This is a genomic window from Paracoccus haematequi (assembly GCF_900631945.1).
In the GTDB taxonomy this organism is placed as follows: Bacteria; Pseudomonadota; Alphaproteobacteria; order Rhodobacterales; family Rhodobacteraceae; genus Paracoccus; species Paracoccus haematequi_A.
The window spans coordinates 1-15,344 of sequence record NZ_UZWE01000058.1 but is presented as its reverse complement, the minus strand read 5'-3'; the positions used below and the strand labels follow the sequence as shown (position 1 = coordinate 15,344).

General features: G+C 63.6%; 17 protein-coding genes. 10 read left to right on the top strand and 7 right to left on the bottom strand.

Annotated elements, in window-relative coordinates; translation table 11 throughout:
• Positions 1-221: 221 nt before the first annotated feature.
• The 6 genes from PARHAE_RS17710 to PARHAE_RS17685 all read right to left on the bottom strand — a co-directional run bounded on the left by PARHAE_RS17710 (position 222) and on the right by PARHAE_RS17685 (position 4,276).
• Positions 222-1,166: a zinc metalloprotease HtpX gene (locus tag PARHAE_RS17710; protein WP_126155887.1), complete on the bottom strand. Its 945-nt coding sequence runs from the start codon at positions 1,164-1,166 to the stop codon at positions 222-224.
• Positions 1,163-1,642, bottom strand: coding sequence for a phosphate-starvation-inducible PsiE family protein (locus tag PARHAE_RS17705; RefSeq protein WP_126155886.1), 480 nt, complete (start codon positions 1,640-1,642; stop codon positions 1,163-1,165). Before PARHAE_RS17705 ends, PARHAE_RS17710 begins: the two co-directional genes overlap by 4 nt.
• 221 nt (positions 1,643-1,863) lie before the next feature.
• Positions 1,864-2,853 (bottom strand): YfdX family protein, encoded by a 990-nt coding sequence (locus PARHAE_RS17700; protein ID WP_126155885.1) that lies wholly within the window; start codon positions 2,851-2,853, stop codon positions 1,864-1,866.
• 72 nt (positions 2,854-2,925) lie between these two features.
• Entirely contained in the window at positions 2,926-3,417 is a 492-nt protein-coding gene (locus PARHAE_RS17695; protein WP_126155884.1) for an Hsp20/alpha crystallin family protein, read from the bottom strand.
• A gap of 20 nt (positions 3,418-3,437) precedes the next feature.
• A complete protein-coding gene (locus PARHAE_RS17690) occupies positions 3,438-3,836 on the bottom strand; it encodes an Hsp20/alpha crystallin family protein (protein WP_126155883.1) in 399 nt (132 codons plus the stop codon).
• 14 nt (positions 3,837-3,850) lie between these two features.
• Positions 3,851-4,276: an Hsp20/alpha crystallin family protein gene (locus tag PARHAE_RS17685; protein WP_126155882.1), complete on the bottom strand. Its 426-nt coding sequence runs from the start codon at positions 4,274-4,276 to the stop codon at positions 3,851-3,853.
• Positions 4,277-4,478: 202 nt separating this feature from the next.
• Here PARHAE_RS17685 and PARHAE_RS17680 point away from each other — a divergent pair, with 202 nt between their 5' ends.
• The 10 genes from PARHAE_RS17680 to trxC all read left to right on the top strand — a co-directional run bounded on the left by PARHAE_RS17680 (position 4,479) and on the right by trxC (position 15,107).
• The gene (locus PARHAE_RS17680) at positions 4,479-4,907 is read left to right on the top strand and encodes a MarR family winged helix-turn-helix transcriptional regulator (protein WP_126155881.1); all 429 of its coding nucleotides are present in this window, start codon (positions 4,479-4,481) and stop codon (positions 4,905-4,907) included.
• A gap of 17 nt (positions 4,908-4,924) precedes the next feature.
• A complete protein-coding gene (gene ftsH, locus PARHAE_RS17675; RefSeq protein WP_126155880.1) occupies positions 4,925-6,757 on the top strand; it encodes an ATP-dependent zinc metalloprotease FtsH in 1,833 nt (610 codons plus the stop codon).
• Positions 6,758-6,821: 64 nt separating this feature from the next.
• On the top strand, positions 6,822-9,728 hold the full coding sequence (locus PARHAE_RS17670) for an ATP-dependent Clp protease ATP-binding subunit (RefSeq protein ID WP_126155879.1): 2,907 nt from the start codon (positions 6,822-6,824) through the stop codon (positions 9,726-9,728).
• A gap of 78 nt (positions 9,729-9,806) precedes the next feature.
• Complete coding sequence (locus PARHAE_RS17665; protein WP_126155878.1) at positions 9,807-10,979, top strand: RNA polymerase sigma factor; 1,173 nt, start codon at positions 9,807-9,809, stop codon at positions 10,977-10,979.
• Positions 10,980-11,008: 29 nt separating this feature from the next.
• Positions 11,009-11,617 carry a DUF308 domain-containing protein gene (locus PARHAE_RS17660; RefSeq protein WP_338142934.1) on the top strand — a complete coding sequence of 203 codons (609 nt, stop codon included), beginning with the start codon at positions 11,009-11,011 and terminating at the stop codon, positions 11,615-11,617.
• Between the two features lie 217 nt (positions 11,618-11,834).
• A complete protein-coding gene (locus PARHAE_RS17650; protein WP_126155875.1) occupies positions 11,835-12,455 on the top strand; it encodes a hypothetical protein in 621 nt (206 codons plus the stop codon).
• Between the two features lies 1 nt (position 12,456).
• On the top strand, positions 12,457-13,017 hold the full coding sequence (locus PARHAE_RS17645) for an NADH dehydrogenase ubiquinone Fe-S protein 4 (protein ID WP_126155874.1): 561 nt from the start codon (positions 12,457-12,459) through the stop codon (positions 13,015-13,017).
• 33 nt (positions 13,018-13,050) lie between these two features.
• Positions 13,051-13,800, top strand: a complete 750-nt coding sequence (locus PARHAE_RS17640) for a rhomboid family intramembrane serine protease (RefSeq protein ID WP_126155873.1) — start codon at positions 13,051-13,053, stop codon at positions 13,798-13,800.
• Positions 13,791-14,633, top strand: coding sequence for an SDH family Clp fold serine proteinase (locus tag PARHAE_RS17635; RefSeq protein WP_126155872.1), 843 nt, complete (start codon positions 13,791-13,793; stop codon positions 14,631-14,633). Before PARHAE_RS17640 ends, PARHAE_RS17635 begins: the two co-directional genes overlap by 10 nt.
• A 51-nt stretch (positions 14,634-14,684) precedes the next feature.
• Positions 14,685-15,107 carry a thioredoxin TrxC gene (trxC, locus tag PARHAE_RS17630; protein WP_126155871.1) on the top strand — a complete coding sequence of 141 codons (423 nt, stop codon included), beginning with the start codon at positions 14,685-14,687 and terminating at the stop codon, positions 15,105-15,107.
• A 35-nt stretch (positions 15,108-15,142) separates the two neighbouring features.
• On the opposite strand, the gene PARHAE_RS21245 is transcribed toward trxC, so the two are convergent.
• Positions 15,143-15,344 (bottom strand): hypothetical protein (locus PARHAE_RS21245; RefSeq protein WP_164555309.1); only part of this gene is annotated, 202 nt, incomplete at its 5' end.

Below are 15,344 nucleotides of genomic sequence, written 5' to 3'. Positions count from 1 at the left end.
AGAAACCTGGCACCAGTTCCTCGACGACTTCGTTAGCGATCCTGAACTCGCGCAACGCTTCAAGGCTCAACCGCCGCGGTAACAATCGGCCGGTTACGATCGGGAGAACGCTTTCGCAGGGGCAAGTGGCGGAGGGAATGGGCCTGATATCCAACCTTCTCTGGAAGACCTGCCTTCTGACAGGTCGCCGTTCTCCAGGGCGATCCAGCTTCCCTGCAGGCCTACCAGTAGAGCCCAAGGCGATGGAACCGAGGCGGTCTCCCTCCCAGCGGTATCCTTGTGGTCGGGTAGCCGACAAGGGCGGGGATCGGGCTCGTGCGCCCCATGACCAAGTCCCGGAGGCGGCGGATTCGGCTTTCGGTCGGGGGATGCGTCCTGAGCAACGAGGGCTCCGGAATGCGGCGGCCGGGCAGAAGGATCTCCTCCCAGAACCGACCGACCCGGCGTTCGAGCTTGACGAGCGCGCGCACGAGCCCCTCCGGATCGCCGGTCAGCTCTGCGGCGGCGCGGTCGGCGTCGTACTCGCGCGTCCGCGAAAGGCCGAGTTGGACCAGCGCCATGAGGGTGGGCGCGAAGACAAGGAGAATCACGACATGCCAAGGCACATGGACCATGCCTGCCAGGACCAGAGGCAGGTTGAGGAGTAGAAGCAACTGTCCGAGCCAGCTTGCCAGCGAGACGAGGCGCGACATCATGTCTGCGAGGCTCATGATCCACAGGTCGCGGTTGGCGATATGCCCGATCTCATGCGCCAGAACCGCGGCGAGTTCTCGGCCGTCGAGCAGGTCGAGCAGACCGTCGGTGACGCAGATGGCGCTGTCTTGGGGGCTGCCCAGGGCGAAGGCGTTCGGCAGCCGGCTCGGCACGCGATAAAGCGCCGGCGCGCGCTGCAGCCCGGCCCTGCGGGCGAGTTCGGCCAGGGCCGCGACGAGACCGGGGGCATCACGACCGGTGAGCCGCTGCGCCTGATAGGCCGAGAGGAGCAGCCGGCGTGGCAGCGCGGGCGCAAACAGGAGACCCCCGACCATCGCGAGCGCCATGAGGAGACCGGTCTCGGGTCCGACGATCGCTGTCACCGCGATCCAGGCGATCGCGGCCATGAGCCCGAGCAGCAGCGCCGATTGCACGAAATTGAGCAGGCGGTGGCTGGCGGAGGCCGCGGTCATCGCGTCTCGTGGCCTCCGAGTTCGCGCCGGTCCTGATCGCGCACCAGCCAGTGGACAGCGCCGAGCGCAAGCGCCGCGCCCGCGAGTGCGGCAATCTTGGATGATTCCGTCTCGCCGAGGTCCAGGATGATGAATTTGCGCGCGATGGCGAGGAGCGCGATCAGCACGATCGTGCGGACCTGGAGGATCCCGAAGCTGCGTTCGGTCGCAACAAGAAGGGAGCGCTTGAACTCGAGCGCGATCACCACAGTGAAGATCATGCCGAACACCACCTGGAAAGTGGCGTAGTCGAGCGTGTCGAATGCCCCCAGAAGCAAGCGGTTCACGACTTCGCGCATCAGCGCCCAGACCGACGCCACGACGATCGCCGCAATGATGACGCTGAGGACGAAGATGACAACTTGCTCGAACTTCTCGTAGAGCGTCATCGCCGACCATTGTTCACGGGTTAGCCCTGATGGTTTCAGGTCTTTCATCAGTACCCCTCGAAGTTCCCCCCGAATAGACAAGCTCTCCCTGGCTTCGCCGCAGACCGGGATCATTCGGAAATTCTTTACCTGCGATGGAGCCAGGAACCAATTGTTATGTTTCGAGAACCGGGACTCCGGGCCCAGACTATCGATCGCTCCTCAGTCTTCCTGCGAAAGAGCCCCGCCGCTGGTCTCGTTTGCGGCGGGGCTCCATTAGAGGTTCTCTTTTAGTTGAAGATGCGCGTTCGAAGTTCCTCGAACCGGGTCGCAATCGTTTCGAAGATCCCTCCGGTATCCTCCTGCGCCTCAATCTGACGGTCCAACTCATCCAGCGCCTCATGCAGATCCTCGAAATCGCTTTCGCGGCCGTAGCCGAGCGCTTCGGCGATTTTGAGTTCCTGGCGTGCCGCCTCAACATAGTCGGCGGCCGTCAGATCGGCATCTTCAGTAGCGGCTTTATCTTCAGTAGCGGCTTTATCTTCAGTAGCGGCTTTATCTTCAGTAGCGGCCTTGTCGTTTGCCGCCTCACCGTCGTCATTGAGCAGAGCTTTGGCCTTCTCGATCATCGCTACGGCTCTGAGCGGAGGCAGGGCGACCACTGTGTCGGTCACCACCTGGGTGCTCAGTGCGGCGTTGAGTACCGTCATCGCTTCGTCGGTCTTTCCGTCATCAAGCAGTGCCGTCGCTGCAAGGATCGCGTCGGGATAGGTCGCAAGCGGAAGGCTGGTTGTCCGGATGACAACCTCGGACGCGAACCCGCTCAGCAGCGGTCTCGCTTCCTGGAACTTCCCATCGTCGACCAAGTCCTCGATCTGTTTGCCGAGTTCTCGGACGGCTTCGACGCTGCCCAGAACGTCATAGGTGATATGATCGATCCGTACGGGCGCCAAAGCGAGATCCGGTTCACGCGCGACGACGGTCTCGAGCTTCCCCGTGGCCAACGCGAGCGCAGCAATCGCCGCATCTATATCGCCCTTCTCGATCGCGGCGATCGCAGCGTTCGTTTCATGGAGCGCGTCGACCGCCTCCTGGATCACGGCGGTGCGTTTATCGGCGAGCTGTGAATCGGTTTCGGCGGTCACGCTCTCTTCGACCTGCTCCCGGGTGACCGCCTGCGCTTCAGCTTCCGCCTGAGCCGTATCCTGAGACCAGGAAGGGCCGGCGCTGACAATCAGCAGGGCCAAAGCTGTTCCCGCGTAAAGATTCCTGAGTTTCATCAGTCTGTTCCTTTCGGCTGTGATTGGTTCTACGGCGGTTTCGCCGCAGAGTTGGCACGATCAATGCCCGGCTCAGGCCTCCTTGACCGCGATTTTCCTGACCTTGGCCTGCGCCTCGGGAGTCTGGGGCAGCTTGATCGTCAGAACCCCGTTCTTGAAGGAGGCTTGCGCCTTTTCGCCATCCACACCGGGGGGGAGCGGAATTGTCCGGTAGATCGCGCCGTAGCTGCGCTCGGAGAGGTAGTATCCCTTCTTCTCCTCCTGGCGCTCGATCTTCTTCTCCCCCTTCACAGTCAACATGTCATCGTTGACCGTCACCTCGATGTCCTTCATCTCCATGCCCGGCAGCTCGATCGACACTTCGATCGCGTTGTCGGTCTCGACCACGTCGGATTTCGCCTCGCCGCTGCCAAAGGGCCATTCGAAATGACCGACACGGTTCCAGAAGTTCTCGAACACATGGTTCATTTCGCGCTGGAGCGTCGCCATCGGGTTGTCTTCGCTGCTCTTGGCGTCTGGCGCGCCGTCCTTGCGCGCCCAGGGGATCAGGTCCTTGATCTGCATGATGGTGTCTCCTTCGGTTTTCAGGCACCCTTGACGGCGATCTTTTTCGGCTGCGCTTCAGGGGCTCGGGGGAGCGTCAGGGTGAGGACGCCTCCGCGCATCTCGGCCTCGATCCTGTCGGGGTCGAAATCCTCGGAAAGCGTGAAGGCCCTCTCGAAATCACCCTCGCCATATTCGGCATAGGCAAGTTCGAGGTTTTCCGGCCGCACCGGGTCAACCTTGCCGCGGATCGTCAGCACGCGGTTTTCGAGTGTGATCTCGACCGCATCGGCGGCGACCCCAGGCATTTCGAGCATCATGGAGACACCCTGATCGGTCTCGACGATATCGGTCAGCGGGCGGTAGATGCGGCCGCCGCCGGCGGTCTCGGGCGCGTCGGTCGGCGTCTTTTCGGTGGCTTGCGTGATGTCGGTGCTCATCGTTCCAGCTCCTCTCAGGCTGCCTTGATCTCGATTTTCCTTGGCTTTTCTGCCTCGGGCCGGGAGATGACGATCCGCAATACGCCGTTCGTCATCCTCGCCTCGACCTTGTCATCCGAGGCCGCGAATGGCAGGCGGATAGCGCGGGAAAACTTGCCATAACCGCGTTCGTTGCGGTGCCAGCGCGCACCTTCGGGAACCTCGGGCGCCTTGCGTTCGCCCGACAGCGTCAGGACGTTGTCCTTGACCGAAATTTCAATGTCGCCCGGTTCGATGCCGGGAAGTTCAGCGGCGATGGCAACGGCCTCAGGGCCTTGCCAGACATTCACCGCCGGGAACGCCGCGCGGGCCGGCGGCCAGAAACCGCGGTCGAGATCGCGCATCATGGAGCGCATCAGCGCGAAGGGATCGCTGCGGCGCAGATATGTCGGATAGAGCATTGCTGGCCTCCTGTTGCTGATCGATGCCCCCGAACCGTCGGCATGGAGGGACCGGGCAACGGTGCCGGCCGGATGTGGGTTCGGAGACCGCCCATCAAGATAGGCGGTTCCATTTATTATGCAAGCATATATGATGCGTGCATTGCACTTTGGATGGAGTGCGGTCTATCCTGTGTCTCATGCAACCGGAGGAAGGATACCTATGATCTCTTCTGATCTTGCCCTGATCGGGACGACGATCCACCGGGTCGCGCAGCTCATCCAGCAGCGGATCGACAACGAGATTGGCGACAGCGGCCTGACCCGCCTGTCCTGGATGGCGGCGGCGCATGTCGAAGATGCGCCCGGGCTGACCATCGGCGATCTGGCCGACCGACTTGAGGTCGGCCCGGCCACTGCGGGCCAGCTCGTCGATCGCATGGTCCGGGGCGGTTGGGTAGAGCGGTGGGCGTCACCCGACGACCGACGGGCGCAGATCGTCACGGCAACGCCAAAGGCCAGGGCGATGCTGGAGGAGCTCGCGCCGCGGCAATCGGCGCTCGAAGATGAGATCCTGCAGGATCTGTCGGCGGACGAGAGGCGCATTCTGCTGGCGCTGCTCGAGCGGATCAGGGCGCGGCTCGGGCGCTAGGGAAAAGGAAAAGCCGTATGGAAAAGAAGACCGAATACAACATCTGGTACTGGGTGTTGGCTTTCATAGCCGTGATCTTCATCCAGGATCTGATCGCCGGCTGGCAATCCGTGGCTCCCATCAGCTACAGCCAATTCGAAACCTATCTCGAGGACGGCAGGGTCGGGTCGGTCGCGGTCGGGTCAGACACCATCACCGGCACCTTCACCGAACCCGTCGACGGCAAGAGCCAGTTCGTGACGACGGTCGTGGATCCCGCGATCCTGCAGCGGATCGACCGCTCCGGCGTCGAGATCACGGGCGTTCCTCAGAATACTTTTTTCGGCACACTGATTTCCTGGGTGGCGCCAGCGCTTGTCTTCTTCGGAATCTGGATGCTGCTGTTCCGCAAGTTCGCCGACAAGCAGGGTTTTGGCGGCTTCATGCAGGTCGGCCGCAGCAAGGCCAAAGTTTACATGGAAAAAGAAACCGGCGTCAGCTTCGCCGACGTGGCCGGTGTGGACGAGGCCAAGGCCGAGCTCGAGGAGGTCGTGGAGTTCCTCAGGAACCCCGCCGAATACGGAAAGCTGGGCGCACATATCCCCAAAGGCATATTGCTCGTCGGGCCGCCGGGCACCGGCAAGACGCTTCTGGCGCGCGCGGTGGCAGGCGAGGCGGGCGTGACCTTCTTTTCAATCTCGGGCTCCGAGTTCGTCGAGATGTTCGTGGGCGTCGGTGCCGCACGGGTGCGCGACCTCTTCGAGCAGGCCCGGAAATCGGCCCCGGCAATCATCTTCATCGACGAACTCGACGCTCTTGGGAGGGCGCGCTCTTCCGGCCAGATCGCCGGTGGCCATGATGAGCGTGAGCAGACGCTGAACCAGCTTCTGACCGAGCTCGACGGCTTCGACCCTTCGGTGGGCATCGTGCTCCTGGCCGCCACCAACCGACCCGAGATCCTCGACCCCGCGCTTCTCCGCGCGGGCCGCTTCGACCGGCAGGTGCTGGTGGATCGGCCGGATAAGAAGGGACGTGTGCAGATCCTCGGCGTTCACATGAAAAAGGTGAAGCTCGCCCCAGACGTCGATGCCGAGAAGGTCGCAGCGCTTACTCCCGGCTTTTCCGGGGCGGACCTTGCCAATCTCGTCAACGAGGCAGCATTGCTCGCCACGCGGCGGAAGGCTGATGCGGTGACGATGGACGACTTCAACAATGCGGTGGAACGCATCATCGCCGGGTTGGAAAAGAAGAACCGCGTGCTCAATCCGCGCGAACGCGAGATCGTGGCGCACCACGAGATGGGGCACGCGCTGGTGGCGATGGCTCTGCCGGGGGTGGACCCGGTGCACAAGGTCTCGATCATACCGCGCGGGATTGGCGCGCTCGGCTACACCATCCAGCGCCCGACCGAGGACCGCTTCCTGATGACGCGGGAGGAACTCGAAAACAAGATCGCAGTCCTGCTTGGCGGGCGCGCGGCCGAGAAGATCATCTACGATCATGTCTCGACCGGGGCGGCGGACGATCTGGTCAAGGCGACCGACATCGCCCGCGCCATGGTCGCGCGGTACGGGATGGACGAAGACCTCGGGCATGTCAGCTACGACACCGATCGGCCCGGCTTTCTCGGCACCGGCGATCAGGCGTCCTGGCTCAACCGCCGCTACAGCGAGGCCACGGCCGAGCGAATGGACGCGAAGGTGCGCGACATCGTGGATGGCGTGTTCAAGCGCACCCTCACCCTTCTTGAATCCAATCTGGATCTTCTCGAGCAATCGGCGCAGGATCTCCTGCAACGAGAGACACTGGACGAGCCCGATCTTGTGGCAATTGGGTCCAAGGTGAAAAGAACGGAGGCGGTCGCTGCGTGACACTGTCACTGGCGCAGATGATCGGCGACCAACCCTGACTGGACAATGAAAACGGAGAAGACGAATGGCAAACGGAGCTTGCGATATTTGCGGTCGCCCGGCGACGGCGCGCGTGCGCGCCTCGGTGAACGGCAAAGTTCAGAACATGGAGCTGTGCGATCAGCATTACAGCGAAATGGCGCGCCGGTCGGGGCGCAGCGCCTCGCCGCTGGAGTCCCTGTTCGGACGGCGTTCCCTTCTTGACGAATTCTTCGGCGAGAGCGGTTTCGGCAGCCTCTTTGGTGACAGTCCGCTGCGAGGCGGCACGCTCGGCTCCATGGGTGATGGCGATGACGCTGTCGTCGACGCCACTTTCGGCGAGGGCGCGCCGCGGCGTGGATCGCGGCGCGGCGGCGGACGCACCATCGCCGACCGGCTGAGCGAACAGGGCAACAAGCTGCTGCAGGATGCCGCACAGAAGGCCGTGGAATTCGGGCGCAGCGAGGTCGATACCGAACATCTGCTTCTGGCACTGACCTCGTCTGACGTCGTCAAGACGATCCTGGAACAGTTCAAGGTCGATGTGGACGATCTGCGGCGCCAGATCGAGAAGGAAGCGAAGCGTGGAGAGGCCAGGACGGAAGGCGAAATCGGTGTCAGCCCGCGTCTCAAGGACGCGCTGAACCGGGCCTTCATCGCCTCGAACGAGCTTGGCCATTCCTATGTCGGGCCGGAACATCTGCTGATCGGGCTCGCCGAAGAGGGCGAAGGCCTCGCGGCCGCGATGCTGCGCAAGCTGGGGTTGACGCCGCAGGCGCTGCGTCAGCAGGTGACCAAGGTCGTGGGCAAGGGAGCCGAGGAAGGCCGCGTGGAGGCGCCTTCCAGCACACCCGATCTCGACCAGTTCAGCCGTGACCTGACGAAGCTCGCCCGCGAGGGCAAGCTTGATCCCGTCATCGGCCGCGCCCGCGAGATCGAGACGACGATCGAAGTGCTGGCCCGCCGGAAAAAGAACAACCCGGTGCTGATCGGCGAGCCCGGCGTGGGCAAGACCGCCATCGTCGAGGGACTTGCACAACGGATCGTCGCGGGCGAAGTGCCCGAGGCGCTGCGCGACAAGCGGCTGGTCGAGCTCAACATCAACTCGATGGTGGCCGGGTCGAAGTATCGCGGCGAGTTCGAGGAGCGAGTCCAGAAGATCCTCAAGGAGATCACCGAGGAGAAGGACAGCCTGATCCTGTTCATCGACGAGATCCACACCATCGTCGGCGCCGGCCAGGGCGGTGGCGAAGGCGGTCTCGACATCGCCAACACCTTCAAGCCGGCGCTGGCGCGGGGCGAGCTGAACCTGATCGGCGCGACGACGCTCAACGAGTACCAGAAATACATCGAGAAGGACGCGGCGCTCGAGCGACGGTTCCAGCCGGTTTATGTCGAGGAACCCACGATAGCTCAGGTCATCATGATCCTGCGCGGCCTGCGCGACACGCTGGAGGCGCACCACAAGGTGACGATCACCGACGAGGCCATCATCGCCGCCGCGGAGCTTTCGGATCGCTATATCACCGGTCGCTTCATGCCCGACAAGGCGATCGACCTGATCGATCAGGCAGCCGCGCGGGTGAAGATCAGCGCCACGGCGCGCCCCGTGGAAGTCCAGGAGCTGGAAGCCGAGGTCGCGCAGATCAAGCGCGAACAGGACTATGCCGCAGCCCGCAAGCAATTCGACCGGGCAGCGGAACTGAAGAAGGAGCTGGAGCAGAAGCAGAAGGAGCTGGACGAGCTTCTGGAAATCTGGAAGCGCGACCAGGCTTCGGCGACCGCCGAGGTGCGCGCCGATCACGTCGCGCAGATCGTCTCCAAGATCACCGGCGTTCCGGTCACGGAGCTGACCACCGAGGAGAAAGACAAGCTCCTCAAGCTCGAGGAGAAGCTGCACGAGCGCGTCATCGGCCAGGAAGAGGCCATCCGCGCCGTGGCGGATGCGGTGCGCCTGGCGCGCGCAGGACTGCGCGAGGGACGCGGCCCGACCGCGACATTCCTCTTCCTCGGGCCGACCGGGGTTGGCAAGACGGAACTGGCCAAGACGCTCGCCGAAGTAATCTTTGGCGATCAGGACGCAATCATCCGCATCGACATGTCCGAGTATGGCGAGCGCCACTCGGTCGCCCGGCTGGTGGGCGCGCCTCCCGGCTACGTCGGATACGACGAAGGCGGGCAACTGACCGAGAAGGTGCGCCGTCGGCCCTACTCGGTCGTGCTCCTCGACGAGATCGAGAAGGCGCACCCGGATGTCTACAACATTCTGTTGCAGGTGTTCGACGACGGTCGGCTGACCGACGGCAAGGGCCGCGTGGTGGACTTCACCAACACCATCATCATCGCCACCTCGAACCTCGGTTCGGACATCATCCAGCGCAACCTCACGAAACGCGGCAGCAGTGAGTTCGACGAGGCCAAGCAGAAATCCGAACTGATGGAGGTGTTGCGCGGTCATTTCCGGCCAGAGTTCATCAACCGGATCGACGAGATCATCGTCTTTCATTCGCTGAATCAGTCGGAGATCCGCCAGATCGTCGAGTTGCAGCTCAACCGGGTGAAGCGGACCGCCCTTACCCAGGGCATCGAACTCGAATTCGACGTGAGCGTCGTGGATCACTTCGGCGCGGTCGGCTTCCGTCCCGAATTCGGTGCCCGCGAGCTGCGCCGGCTGATCCGGTCGGAGCTGGAGACCGAGTTGGCTCGCGAACTGCTCTCGGGGCGGACCGAGGATGGCGACAAGGTCCGCGTCGCCTGGTCAGCGGACGAACAGAAGGTCGTGTTCGAAAAGATCGTAAAGGACACCGGTGACGACAGCCCGGACGATCAGGCCAAGGCCGGGATCGAGGAGCCCAGCGAAGTTGCCGAAAACAAGGCGGACGCTCCGACGCCCGATGTCCCGGTCGACGCTAAGGATAAGGAGCAGTCCAAGGGCGATAAGTCTACCGGATGACGTCGTGAAGGACTGGCCGGCGCGATGACGGTCGCGCCGGCTCATTTCGTCAAAAAGCGACAAGCAAGGTCATACGGCATGGAAGTCATCAGAGCATTTCGCAATCTCGACCGGCACGGCCAACAGCGCGCGCCTGAGGTCATCGAGGAAGAGGTGCGGCAACTTGAACCGCATCTTGTACGCTTCCGCGAGGATCTCGTCCGGCTCGAAGTCGTCGCCTCCCAGACGAGGGGCAAGACGCGCATCCAGGTCAGCCTGCGCCTGCAACTGCCCTCGGGCGTGATCGCGGCACAGGAAGAGGGGTTCGTGATCGAGCCTGTCCTGCGCAAGGCCTTTGCCGACCTGCGCCAGCGGGTTGACCGGCATGTGGCGCGCCTCAAGCACGAGTCTGAATACAAACGTCCCGCCCGCCGGCGCCGGATCGGCGCCCCGCTGCCGCCCGCGTGGGATGCGGCGGAAGCGGACCGGCGCCAACTCTTCTTCGACCTGATCGAGGATCATCTCGATACGATCTATGACACCGTCAGGCGCGAGTTGACCTATCTCGAGTGTAGCGGGTCCGTGCCGGCTGGCTACCTGAGCGTTGGCGATATCGTCGATGCGACGATCCTCAACGGGCTCAACCGCTTCGAGCGGCGGCCGACCGAATTCTCCGTCCGGGACTGGCTGACGCAGCTGGCCTTCGAGACCGTCGAGGCGGAGGCGCAGGCTGCGCGCCGCGCGGTGCCCGAGGATGCCGCCTCGATCGAGGCGGAACCCGAGGCCCCGGCGGAGGATCCGACCGAGGCGGATCAGGCGATGTTCGAGTTCTACCAGCCCGACGAAGTGCTGATGCTGGAGGACCTCATCGCCGACGACGGCGGCACAGACCCCGAGACCGAAGTGGATCGTCATGATATCGCCATGGCACTGCACCGGGCTATCGCAGATCTTGCTCCGGTCGAGCGCCGCGTCCTGTATCGGATGTACCTGGAAGACGCCACGATCGCGGAGACGGCGCACCTCCTGGGTCTCACTGAGGCGGAAGTGTTGAAGATTGCAGAGAACGCGGCGGAGACACTGCGCGGCACGCTGGTCGAAGCCGGGTTGATCGGCGAGGCATCGGGGCGCGCGCCCGTGGAAAGGGAAATTGCCCGGACGCAGTGTCTGCCTCAGCCGGTCGAGGACCGCCGCCGCGTGGCGGCCGCCCTGGCCGGCGCGGAGACAATCGGTACTACTGAGTTGAAACCTGAACAGGAGATGGACCAATGACGACAACCTCTGCAAACCAATCCGACACGATGCAGGACATGCTGTGCAGCCTGTCCGGGAACTGGTGGCTGTTCGTGCTGCGCGGTGTCCTGGCGCTGGTGATCGCGGTTCTCGCCTTCCTCATGCCTGCGGAGTCGCTGCTTGCTCTGACGCTGGTCTTCGGCGCTTTCGCCTTCGCCGATGGCGTGTTCGGCCTCGTCGCCGCCGTCCGCAACATCCGCGGGGGCGATCGCTGGGGCTGGCTGATGTTCAGCGGCATTCTGGGGATCGCCACGGGGGTTGTCGTGGTCTTCTCGCCGTTCGTGGCGACGCTTGTGCTTGCGACATTCCTCTGGGCCAGCATCGCATTCTGGTCCGTGTTCTCGGGTGCCCTCGAGATCGCGGCAGCAATCCGCCTGCGCAAGGAAATCGAGGGCGAGATCTGGCTGATCCTGAGCGGCCTCGTCTCGGTCGTTCTCGGTGTCGTCGTGACCTGGATGCTGCTGACGCGCCCGGTCGAAAGCTTCCTCGCGCTCGGCTGGCTGATCGGCTTCTACGCCGCGATCTTCGGGGTGATGATGATCCTCCTCGGGCTGCGGCTTCGCAAGGCGGATCGTTCGGACGGTGCGGCCTTCGATGACGCTCCCCCATCGGCATAGGCGTGAGGTGCCCTGTGGTGGATGACGGGCGACTTGCCGGCGAGGAGCACGATTTCACCCGATGGGACGAAACGATCTTCGACCGTTGCCTGAGCACCGGCTTCAATCCGTTCGGCAGTGGTCCGACGCCAATCTTCCTGCGGCACCCGGACGCAGAGGCGCCGGACGCCGATGCAAGGCCGTGCATGCCACCTGACACCGAAAATGCGAGGTGCTGATGTCGAACCGCCTGCCTGACTTGGCATTTGCTGCTGCGGCCGCTGCCTTGGGCATCGGCATCGTTTTCTTTTTTCGTTCGATGTATCTTGCCGAAGACATACTGCCTTTCGCGCAGGAGATGACGCTCATCTTCCTCGGCGCTGTCGTGACGATCATTCTGACCGCGGCGCTTCTCAATCGCCAGACCGATCTCGAGCTTCGCAAGGAAGGAAGGGTCATCATCCTCCAGCAGCAATGCGACATTTACATGGCCTGCATCGAGAAGGTCGCAGAGATCGTGGAAACCGCAAGGCACGATGCGAAGCTGATCGATGAACTGCGTGTTCTCAGCCACAAGCTGGCTGTGGTCGCGAGTGCAGGGGTCGTGTCCAGCTTCGAGCAGGTACTGGAGAGCTTGCAGTCCGGTTTTGCTGACGGCACGCTCTCGGACGGGGACGGAGAGCGCGTGATGAATGCCGTCGCCGATCTCACGATAGCGATGCGGTCGGACGTCCTGCACGCTGCTGCCTTTCCTTCGCAGAACACCGAACGCGCCGTTCGCCTGAATTCGAGGCGAATGGAAAAACTCGACGATCTCGGACGTCACCTTCTCGTATCCACCGACACCCGGGAGAACTGATATGCGCGGCCATAATCGTCCACCATTCCCGCCGAAAATTCCCGGAACCGATCTGCCATCCTGGGACGTGCCGACGGCAATCATCTACCGTCCTGCCCGTTCCGCGATGACATCGGCGCCTCGGCCCAGCTACTGGGTCCTCGAGTTCGAGCCGTCCCGGCCGCCGCAGATCGAGCCGCTGATGGGATGGACGGCAAGCGGCGATCCCTATCGTCCGATTCGGCTGAAGTTTCCGGATCGCGACAGCGCCGTGGACTTCGCCGAGCGGCAGGACTGGCGATATGTCGTGCGCGAGGACGTCGGAAAGGCCCGTGCGGCGAACCCGTGGGCGGGGGAGACGCGCCACCGGCTGCACAGGGGCGTCGATGCCCCGGGAGCCTTCCGGGTCCCGTTCCGCCCCGATCGCCGCCTCTCAAGAGGCGTCCAGCATGAGAGCACGGCCGACCCGTCTACCAGCGACAGGGAGAGTTTCGACCCGGTCCTCGAAGCCTCGCTCGAATCCTTTCCCGCCTCCGATCCCCCGGCCTGGACGGGTGTGACAGTCGTAGGGAAGAAACCGTGACGACGGCCGGCCACAGGCGCGAGGAGGCGTCGCATGTTCCCGTGGGCTGACACCGTCGCACGCCGATACCCGCCGATCGTCGTCTGGTCGGTCATTGGTATCAGCGCCCTTGCGCTCCTCTATCAGGTCGGGCTGCCGCCGCGCGTGCTCGACCGGTTCCTGTTCGACTTTGCGCTGGTTCCCTCGCGCTTCTTCGGGCAACTGAGCCTCGTCGCCCCTTCCGACTGGACGCCATTCCTGACCGACATCTTCCTTCATGCGGGCTGGCTTCACCTCATCCTCAACAGGTGGACGCTGTGGATCTTCGGCCCGGCTGTGGAGGACCGGCTCGGGCCGGTGCGGTTCGCGCTGTTCTATCTCTTCTGCGGTGTGGCCGCGGGGCTGGCCCATGCCCTTGCCTACCCCGACTCGGCCGTGCCCGCCCTCGGCGCGTCCGGTGCCATCGCGGGGGTGATCGGGTGCTATGCCCGGATGTTCCCGGCGGCCCGGATCGTCGTGATCGTGTCGATCCTGATCATCCCGCTGTTCTTCGAGGTCAGCGCGCTGGCCTTTGCGATGATCTGGTTCGCCATGCAGGTCATCCCCGGCCTGATCTCGCTCGGCGACACGGCAAGCGGCGGGATCGCCTGGTGGGCGCATATCGGCGGCTTCGTCGCAGGATGGCTCGCCACACCGCTTCTGCGCAGGCCCGCCGGCGCCCATCGCCGATACTATCGCGACGAAGGGATCTACGGCTTCCTGCCGGATGGCCGAAGACAGGGAGGAGGAAGTCCATGGATCTGATGCAATTGCTATGGCTGTTCTTCATCGCCTCGGCGCTGCAGCCGGCCCTGCAGAGGAAGTATCTCGAGGCGATGCGCGCGCGGAAGATCGCCCAGATCGAGAAGACGCGAGCAAGTCGGGTGATCCTGATGATCCACCGGCAGGAGACGATGAACCTCCTGGGATTTCCCCTGGTGCGCTACATCGATGTGAACGATTCCGAGGAGGTTCTGCGCGCCATCCAGATGACGGATGCCGAGATGCCGCTCGACATCGTGCTGCACACGCCCGGAGGGCTGGTCTTGGCCGCCACGCAGATCGCCCGCGCCATCCAGGGACACAAGGGCAAGGTCACGGTTTTCGTGCCGCACTATGCCATGTCGGGGGGAACCCTGATCGCCCTGGCAGCGGACGAGATCGTGATGTGCGACCACACCGTGCTGGGTCCGGTCGATCCGCAACTCGGCCAGATGCCGGCCGCTTCGCTCATCCGGGTCGTGGAACAGAAGCCGATTGCCGAGGTCGACGACCAGACCTTGGTGATGGCCGATGTCGGGCGCAAGGCGATCGCCCAGGTCGAGGCGGCTGTGCGGCGGCTCTTGTCCGACAAGATGGACGCGGAAAGGGCGGCGGCCGTGGCGGCGCAGCTGGCCACCGGCACCTGGACCCATGACTATCCGATCTCCGCCGACGAGGCGCGCGAGATGGGACTGCCGGTAAGAACCGACATGCCCCAGGAAATCTTCGAGCTGATGACCCTCTACCCGCAGCCCGTGCGCCGCCAGGGCGGCGGTGTCGAATACCTGCCCGGACCGCGCCACCGGGAAGCCCGCGGGGCCTCGGCCTCGCGCTGAACGGCGCCGGTCTGCGGCCCTCTCCGAAACGAAACACGAAGGAAGAACAGAATGCCCACCGTTGCTTGCCCGAAATGCAGTTCAGTGAACCGCGTCCCGCAGGAGCGCCTGACGGACACCCCCAACTGCGGCCGCTGCGGCGCCGCCCTGTTCGAGGGCCGGCCGGTCGTGCTCACCGAGGCCAATTTCGACCGGCACGCCAATGCCGAACTGCCGCTGCTCGTCGATTTCTGGGCGGAATGGTGCGGACCATGCAAGGTCATGGCACCGCAGTTCGAGGCGGCGGCGCGTTCGCTCGAGCCCCATGTCCGCCTCGGCAAGCTCGATACCGAAGCCGAACAGCAGATCGCGGGGCGCTACGGCATCCGCGGCATTCCGACCATGATCCTTTTCAGAGGCGGCAAGGAAATCGCGAGGACGAGCGGTGTAATGCCTGCCGCGCAGATAGCGCAGTGGGCGCGGTCGCACGTTTAGAGAATACAGGTATTGGCCTTTCCTGCGACATGATATCAGGAGAAGAACATGCATGGCGTGACTGGATTTGCCGAAAGTGCGGCCTTGTTGGTTTGCGCCGCGTTCGTACTCGTGACGATATGTTCACGGATTGGCGTGCCTAGGGCGTGTTGACGTTTGAGGATTTCCAAACTGATCGCTGGCTGATTCAAGGCTGCCAAATGGGAGGCAACCTTGATCCGCACGACGTTGACCGAC

Excerpts from the sequence above, each read along its gene's own strand:
- PARHAE_RS17680 (WP_126155881.1), top strand. The coding sequence starts at position 4,479 with ATGATCTCTTCTGATCTTGCCCTGATCGGGACGACGATCCACCGGGTC.
- PARHAE_RS17700 (WP_126155885.1), bottom strand. The coding sequence starts at position 2,853 with ATGAAACTCAGGAATCTTTACGCGGGAACAGCTTTGGCCCTGCTGATT.
- PARHAE_RS17635 (WP_126155872.1), top strand. The coding sequence starts at position 13,791 with ATGGATCTGATGCAATTGCTATGGCTGTTCTTCATCGCCTCGGCGCTG.
- PARHAE_RS17665 (WP_126155878.1), top strand. The coding sequence starts at position 9,807 with ATGGAAGTCATCAGAGCATTTCGCAATCTCGACCGGCACGGCCAACAG.
- PARHAE_RS17640 (WP_126155873.1), top strand. The coding sequence starts at position 13,051 with ATGTTCCCGTGGGCTGACACCGTCGCACGCCGATACCCGCCGATCGTC.
- PARHAE_RS17690 (WP_126155883.1), bottom strand. The coding sequence starts at position 3,836 with ATGAGCACCGACATCACGCAAGCCACCGAAAAGACGCCGACCGACGCG.
- PARHAE_RS17685 (WP_126155882.1), bottom strand. The coding sequence starts at position 4,276 with ATGCTCTATCCGACATATCTGCGCCGCAGCGATCCCTTCGCGCTGATG.
- PARHAE_RS17670 (WP_126155879.1), top strand. The coding sequence starts at position 6,822 with ATGGCAAACGGAGCTTGCGATATTTGCGGTCGCCCGGCGACGGCGCGC.
- PARHAE_RS17650 (WP_126155875.1), top strand. The coding sequence starts at position 11,835 with ATGTCGAACCGCCTGCCTGACTTGGCATTTGCTGCTGCGGCCGCTGCC.
- PARHAE_RS17645 (WP_126155874.1), top strand. The coding sequence starts at position 12,457 with ATGCGCGGCCATAATCGTCCACCATTCCCGCCGAAAATTCCCGGAACC.
- PARHAE_RS17705 (WP_126155886.1), bottom strand. The coding sequence starts at position 1,642 with ATGAAAGACCTGAAACCATCAGGGCTAACCCGTGAACAATGGTCGGCG.
- PARHAE_RS17710 (WP_126155887.1), bottom strand. The coding sequence starts at position 1,166 with ATGACCGCGGCCTCCGCCAGCCACCGCCTGCTCAATTTCGTGCAATCG.
- trxC (WP_126155871.1), top strand. The coding sequence starts at position 14,685 with ATGCCCACCGTTGCTTGCCCGAAATGCAGTTCAGTGAACCGCGTCCCG.
- ftsH (WP_126155880.1), top strand. The coding sequence starts at position 4,925 with ATGGAAAAGAAGACCGAATACAACATCTGGTACTGGGTGTTGGCTTTC.
- PARHAE_RS17695 (WP_126155884.1), bottom strand. The coding sequence starts at position 3,417 with ATGCAGATCAAGGACCTGATCCCCTGGGCGCGCAAGGACGGCGCGCCA.
- PARHAE_RS17660 (WP_338142934.1), top strand. The coding sequence starts at position 11,009 with ATGCAGGACATGCTGTGCAGCCTGTCCGGGAACTGGTGGCTGTTCGTG.